Origin of the sequence: Paenibacillus ihuae (assembly GCF_001368795.1) — a bacterium.
Classification (GTDB): Bacteria; Bacillota; Bacilli; order Paenibacillales; family Paenibacillaceae; genus Paenibacillus_AQ; species Paenibacillus_AQ ihuae.
Window position 1 is genome coordinate 2,589,316 of sequence record NZ_LN831198.1, and the last position, 6,334, is coordinate 2,595,649.

Annotated in this window: 9 protein-coding genes and 1 pseudogene; 7 read left to right on the plus strand and 3 right to left on the minus strand. The window is 41.6% G+C overall.

The annotated features are described in order from the left end of the window. From AQR02_RS33060 to AQR02_RS11700, 6 genes are all read left to right on the plus strand, one after another. On the plus strand, positions 1–220 hold a 220-nt coding region (locus AQR02_RS33060), incomplete at its 5' end, for a hypothetical protein (protein ID WP_209444148.1). Further along, a complete protein-coding gene (locus AQR02_RS11680) occupies positions 201–518 on the plus strand; it encodes a rhodanese-like domain-containing protein (protein ID WP_038696173.1) in 318 nt (105 codons plus the stop codon). The genes AQR02_RS33060 and AQR02_RS11680, both read left to right, overlap by 20 nt. 30 nt (positions 519–548) lie before the next feature. After that, positions 549–944 (plus strand): rhodanese-like domain-containing protein, encoded by a 396-nt coding sequence (locus AQR02_RS11685; protein ID WP_052098478.1) that lies wholly within the window; start codon positions 549–551, stop codon positions 942–944. Positions 945–954: 10 nt separating this feature from the next. Beyond that, positions 955–1,326, plus strand: coding sequence for a rhodanese-like domain-containing protein (locus tag AQR02_RS11690; protein WP_038696174.1), 372 nt, complete (start codon positions 955–957; stop codon positions 1,324–1,326). Between the two features lie 117 nt (positions 1,327–1,443). Continuing rightward, on the plus strand, positions 1,444–2,133 hold the full coding sequence (locus tag AQR02_RS11695; protein ID WP_232380839.1) for a response regulator transcription factor: 690 nt from the start codon (positions 1,444–1,446) through the stop codon (positions 2,131–2,133). Then, entirely contained in the window at positions 2,120–3,199 is a 1,080-nt protein-coding gene (locus AQR02_RS11700; RefSeq protein ID WP_052098479.1) for a sensor histidine kinase, read from the plus strand. The genes AQR02_RS11695 and AQR02_RS11700 overlap by 14 nt, the downstream gene beginning before the upstream one ends. A 99-nt stretch (positions 3,200–3,298) precedes the next feature. On the opposite strand, the gene AQR02_RS11705 is transcribed toward AQR02_RS11700, so the two are convergent. After that, a complete protein-coding gene (locus AQR02_RS11705) occupies positions 3,299–4,738 on the minus strand; it encodes a bifunctional metallophosphatase/5'-nucleotidase (protein ID WP_038696179.1) in 1,440 nt (479 codons plus the stop codon). Positions 4,739–5,076: 338 nt separating this feature from the next. On the opposite strand from AQR02_RS11705, the gene AQR02_RS11710 reads away from it, so the two are divergent. After that, positions 5,077–5,436, plus strand: a complete 360-nt coding sequence (locus AQR02_RS11710; RefSeq protein WP_052098480.1) for a TlpA disulfide reductase family protein — start codon at positions 5,077–5,079, stop codon at positions 5,434–5,436. A 256-nt stretch (positions 5,437–5,692) separates the two neighbouring features. On the opposite strand, the gene AQR02_RS31260 is transcribed toward AQR02_RS11710, so the two are convergent. Further along, a complete protein-coding gene (locus AQR02_RS31260; RefSeq protein WP_082451808.1) occupies positions 5,693–5,923 on the minus strand; it encodes a 5'-nucleotidase C-terminal domain-containing protein in 231 nt (76 codons plus the stop codon). Between the two features lie 45 nt (positions 5,924–5,968). Then, positions 5,969–6,334: pseudogene (locus AQR02_RS33065) on the minus strand (hypothetical protein); the annotation flags it as partial.

The window sequence follows — 6,334 nt, forward strand, 5'->3', positions numbered from 1 at the left end:
ATATATTGATATTCAGCAGCAACTGAGGTTTCCAGCAGTTGCTGCGTTTCATTCATGGATGTGCAGAGTTCTGCATAACGAAAAAAATTGTTTACCAATAAGAAGCATTGAAAAAGTATCAATGGCAGGCTATAATACCCATAGGGGTATTAGTATTAAATTCAAATGCATTATCGATAATAAAAAGGAGAGAAAACCACATGGCATTTCAAATACCTAAAGCCGTCACACCACAAGAAGTAGCTGAACAAATACAAAAAGGAAAGTCGCTGAATGTATTGGATGTTCGCGAATTGGCGGAGTGGGTAGAGGGGCATGTTGAAGGTGCCAAACATATTCCGCTGGGCCAATTAATTGAACGGCACAAGGAATTAGATCGTGGCCAGGAGTTCATTATCATGTGCCGAAGCGGAAATCGCAGCGGTTTGGCTTGCGAGCTGCTGTATGAAAAGGGATATAAAGTAGTTAACATGACGGGTGGGTTAACCGTATGGAACAGCGTACTTGTCCGGGATTGATAAAAGAGTTTCATTAGAAGGGATATCCATATGATTATTTTCTATATAGCCAGTCTATTGGTGTTGTGGTGGATATTGATTCAGCTTTTGCCAGTTCCGTTCCTTACCTGTGTGAATCGCAAGGAATGGTCTCTATTGGAAGATCGGTGGTCCAAAGCGAAATTACTCGACGTTAGGGATACGAACGAGTACAGAGAGGGGCATATTCCCGGATCCATCAATATTTCTGTTGGCCGGCTGCCCGTTGTATGGAAAAAAGACCTTTCGGCAGAGGATGAAGTGATTATATTCTCGCACAACTGGCTGCAAAGAAAAAAAGCGGCGAGGATTCTGGCGAGAAGGGGATTTACCAGACTATACGCCGTTAAGGATTGTTTTCTTCCTCTGAATCGAGAGAGAGAATGTTATGAATATGATTGCAGGTAGGTGAAGGAAAATGAATAACTTTTTCTATATTATACTAGCGTTAGTTGTACTCTGGATTTTATACAAACAGTACGCGCCAGTGAAAGGTCTGCGTGCTCTTACACCGGAACAGTTTCAAAGCGAAGCCAAGGGAAACAAGGTGATCGACGTTCGGGAAATACATGAATATAAGCGGGGCCACATCAAAGGAGCCGTAAATATTCCCCTCAGCCAGCTTCAGCAGCATATAGACGAAATCCCAAAAGATTGTAAGGTTTTAGTGTATTGTCAGAGTGGGATTCGAAGCAAACAAGCCGCAAAGATACTTGTACGAAAAGGATTTTCCAGTGTAGCGGAACTACGTGGCGGGATGATGTCTTGGAAGGGTCCGACTCAAAAATAGACCTCAGTATACTTAACAAAACCAATGAGTTCGAACTCATTGGTTTTTCTTTATAGAAACTTAATAATGTTTCAATAATATATACTGTTAAGTCAAGTTCATATTAGGGAGGTTCTTGTGAAAGGTAAAACTGTGCTGGTTATAGAGGATGATGCTAAGATTCGAAAGTTGATCAGGCTTTATCTAGAAAATGAGGGTTACGAGGTATTTGAAGCAAAAGATGGAAGGGAGGGCAAGGAGGTATTTGAGAAACTGGATCCTTGCTTTGTAATTACTGATTTGATACTTCCTCACGTGAGTGGCGAGGAGATTTGTCAATGGATCCGATCCGATCAAAACAGTGATGTGCCGTTAATGATCCTAACTGCGAAGGTAGAAGAATCAGAACGGATTTGGGGATTACAAATGGGCGCGGACGATTATGTTACAAAACCCTTTAGCCCCAAAGAGGTCGTTGTCCGGGTTGAGACCATATTGAGAAGAACCGCAAACCGATGCAGCAAAATCAGTTATAGGGGGCTTACCTTGAAGCCGCTTCGGGGAGAAGCCAAATATGACGGAAAGATTGTTCCACTTACGAATCACGAGTTTCAATTATTGTATTTTTTCTTGCGCCATCCCAATCAAGTCTTGAACCGAAATCAAATTCTGCAAGAATTATATCCCTATGAGGAAAAACAGGTTATTGACCGGACAATAGACGTTCATGTCAGCAAGTTGCGCGAGAAACTTAATGGCGCAGGGGCATCGTCAGATATGATTGATACCATTCGTGGAATGGGGTATCGGTTCAATGGATATGAATAAATTATTCTTCTGGAAACGTCATCTGTCATGGAAACTAATGTTTGTGAACGGAATTGTCGTACTAATCGTGATCTGGCTTGCTGGTTTCTCCCTCAAAGACTTCGCGTGTGTCACTGTAGGACAATTCGAGACCGTTGGTTTAGAAACAACTCGAAGCTTTAATCAGGTCATGCAATTTTACTTATGGAGAGCGAGCTTCTTAGCCATCGTAGTTGGAGGCCTTGTTCACTTTTTCTTCGTGCGAAAACTGTTAACTCCTCTGAATATACTAACCCATTCGATACAGTCAGTAATGAAGGGAGAGCAGACTGAACCGATTACCCAGCAGGGCGAAGACGAATTAGGAAGGCTTATTCATCATTTTAATCATATGTCAGCGGTGCTGCATCGCGAAGAGCAGCATCGCAAACGGTGGATGAGTAACATTTCGCATGAGCTTCGGACACCTATAAGCAATTTAAATGGATATTTGGAAGCTCTTACAGAGGGGGTGATTGTGGGTGATCCGGTATTATACCGTTCACTATATGAAGAATCGCAGCATTTGTCTCGACTAGTGGATCAACTCCATTCCCTTTCTGTTTGGGAAGCGAAACAATTGACGGAACAGGAGAAGATGAATATCCAAATTGAAAAACTATGTAACCAGGTAGTCCAAAGTTTTTGTTTGGACGCTTCTAAGAAAGGTATTCACTTTCACAACGATATTGAACCCTACGAAATAAGAATAAACCCGCAAGGGATCAAACAAGTTATCACTAATTTGGTAGCTAACGCAGTCCTTTATGACATAGGGAAGGAAATATGGATACAAGGATCGGTTGCAAACGGAATTTACAAATTTTCAATTGCAAATTATGGGAGACCTATTTCGGAAGAGGCACAACCATTCCTTTTTGAACGTTTTGTGAAAGGCGATCCTTTTAGACCGCGTAAGGGTGATATCACAGGAACCGGGCTCGGTCTCGCAATTGTTAAGGAAATTGTTGAGCAGCACAATGGGGAAGTTGGCCTACAAAGTGACAATAGCAAATATACCTTCTGGTTTACTTTGCCGATATCCTAATAACTTTTATCATCACTGAGAGCGAATTTTCTTGTTTATTAGTTCAAAAGGGCATTTGCAAGGCAGGATGATTACTTCCTGCCTTTGTAATGCTTTCAATTATATAGAGATAATAAAGGGGCTATCATTAATTGTAATCTCTCCTTTGCGGGCAAAGTATTCTTTCAGGACATCATGAGCATGAACATTTTGCATTTTACGACTGACAGAATGTTTCATAAATAATTGTTCACCTGCACCGGCAATGCGGTATATTCGATCTCCTTGAACTAATTTTCCTTTTATCTCCATATGTTGTATCCGATGTCCCTGTGGATTGTATGGTTTATAGGCCATCATGAGGTTCGAGGAGCGTAAAATATAACCACCTTTCTGTTGGTAGGGATCGGCAGCGAATACTTGCTCCAAATTTCGTTCCAATGCTGAAAAAAGGGATGCACCATCCATCTCCAGAATAAAGAGTTCAGGATTCGTGGGAATCATATTGTATAAATCATTCATTGTTACGATCCCTGGTAATACAGGCGCCCCATATCTCCATCCGTGGGAGAAGGATACGTCGGCGTCCATGTGGGCTAAATACGCGTCGGTGATAAGGCGGTCCATAGGTGCTTCCTGAAGCGTCATTCTATGCAGCGGAGTACGGATTGTTCCAACCGCTTCTGATAACTGGTCTCGAAATGGAAATAATGATTCATCGATCATGAACTTCATTTCAGCGTCTTCTTCGTAACGATCCGCATAAATAGGAATAAGTTCATGCTTATAGTCCGTTAGTTTTCCTTGTTCAATGCTTACTACAAGCTTTCCAAGAAATGAACCGCTTGCCCCCGACTGAATAATGATGCAGCCTTTATGGATGATAGGCTGGCTAAGCCGATCATGACTATGACCGCTTAATATAATATCTATGCCAGGAACCTGAGAGGCTAACTTCACATCCAAGGGCAAGCCCAAATGGCTAACGACAATAATCAGATCCACTCGTTCTTCTTTTTTTAGTTTCTGAATCACTGCAGGCAAGTCCTCTGTTCCTAAAGAAAATGATAAATGACCAGAAAAGGAGGGGGGCATTGTTTCATGCACGTATGGGTATGTTAGCCCGATAATACCAAGTCGCAAGGAATCCGTTTCCTTTATGATATAAGGCTTAAACACATAACTATTATTATCTTTGTGTTTCAGATTGAAAGCAATCATTGGAAAGGCCAATCGTTGCTGAAGTTGCAGGAGCCGTTCGGAACCATATGCAAAATCCCAATTTCCAGGTACTGCTGCATCAATCTCCAATGCGTTGAGTAGAGGCACAATGGTGCTGCCTCGCGTAAGTACAGAAGGGCCCGTTCCATGAAGAAAATCTCCACTATCAACGAATAATACATTTGAATTGTTTTTTCTGATTTCTTTTACAATTCGGGCAATCCGAGCAAAACCCCCGGCTTGACGATATTCAGGAGCATCTCCTTTCCAAAAAAACTCCTCATGGGATTCTATATACCCATGCGTATCGTTTTGCTGAATAATGGTTAGTTGAGTCATTTTTTGAACCTCCCTTTTCTGAACAGTTATACATAAGATGTTCAAATCGCGGCACTTTATGTATAGTGTCTGGAGTGTAACTCATATCTCAAACAGCTATACAAATTTAACATTATACTTCATATACCCTGCGGGGTATGAAATGACTCAATAAGAAGGGTGACTATAATGAAAGAGAAAGTGCTGATTGTTGGCGGTGTTGCAGACGGAGCTTCGGCAGCTGCCCGGCTTAGACGCTTGGATGAAGAGGCGGAAATTTAATCTCGATGTTCGTATTCATAGTGAGGTATCGGGAATTAATGTGAACGAGAAAACCGTTACCGTAAATAGCAAAGAAAATGGTGTATACACAGAGGGTGGCTATCGAAGCTATTCAATTTCAAAATTCACTACGGCAGATAATAAGTGTTTTTAGAATTAGAACCAAACAGTTTTACGAAGACTTCCAGAAAGATACGGTCATTTTAGGGGTTAATTTGACATCAACCGAAGAGAAGATCGAAGATATTAGGCCATTTATCGAAGAGTTCGGATTAACCTTCACTATTGTATTGGACGAAGAAGGAGACACAATGATGGACTATGGTGTTATAGCCTATCCCACTACCTATTTCATCAATGAACAAGGGGTTATTCGTGAGATATTCCGTGGAGCAATTAACTACGAGATCATGCAAAATACCATTGGGGCTCTTTAGAGAGAAGGCAAGGTTTTGTCCTGAAGGATATCCTCTTTCCTTCCGAACAGTATTACATGATCATTGCTCGTCAGTCGAAGTAACTTCAAAAAGACAGGGGGGGACTGTCTTTTTTGATGTTCGAATTATATAGAAATGATGGATGAGGTTGATTCATGACCATAACTTCACCTTTTCGGTCAAAATAGGATTTAAGAACCTCGTGTTCGTCAACGCTTAGCATCTTTCGACCGCTTATATGTTTCATAAACAACTGTTAGCCATCCCCGGCAATGCGGTAAATTTGATCTTCTTGAATGGATTTTCCTCTGATTTCCGCATGCTGAATACGGTGACCTGATGGATTGTAAGGTTTATAAGCCATCATAAGGTTCGAGGAGCGTAAAATATAACCTCCTTTTTGTTTATAGGGATCGGCAGCGAATACTTGCTCTAAGTTGCGTTCCAAGGCCGATAGAAGGGAATCCCCTCCATTTCTAGGATAAATAGTTCAGGATTCGTTGGAATGGTATTGTATAAACGTTCATAGTTACTACTCCGGGTAATACAGGAGCTCCGTACCTCCATCATGGGAGAAGGAAAAATCGGCGTCCGTATAGGCTAAATAGGCGTCGGTGATAAGGCGGTCGATCCGTGCTTCCTGAAGTGTCATACTGTGAAGTAGAGTCCGGATCGTTCCATTCGGTACCGTTAACTGGTCTCGATAGGGAAGTAATAATTCATCAATCATGCTTTTAATTTCAGCATCTTCTTCGTAAATTTCCGAATAAAGAGGGATAAGCTCGTGTGAGAAATTTGTAACTTCCCCTTGTTTAACGGTTAAGTCAAGCTTTCCAAGGAATGAAGAGCTCGCCCCGGATTGCATAGTGATACAGGCGTTCTGGATGATCAGACGGCT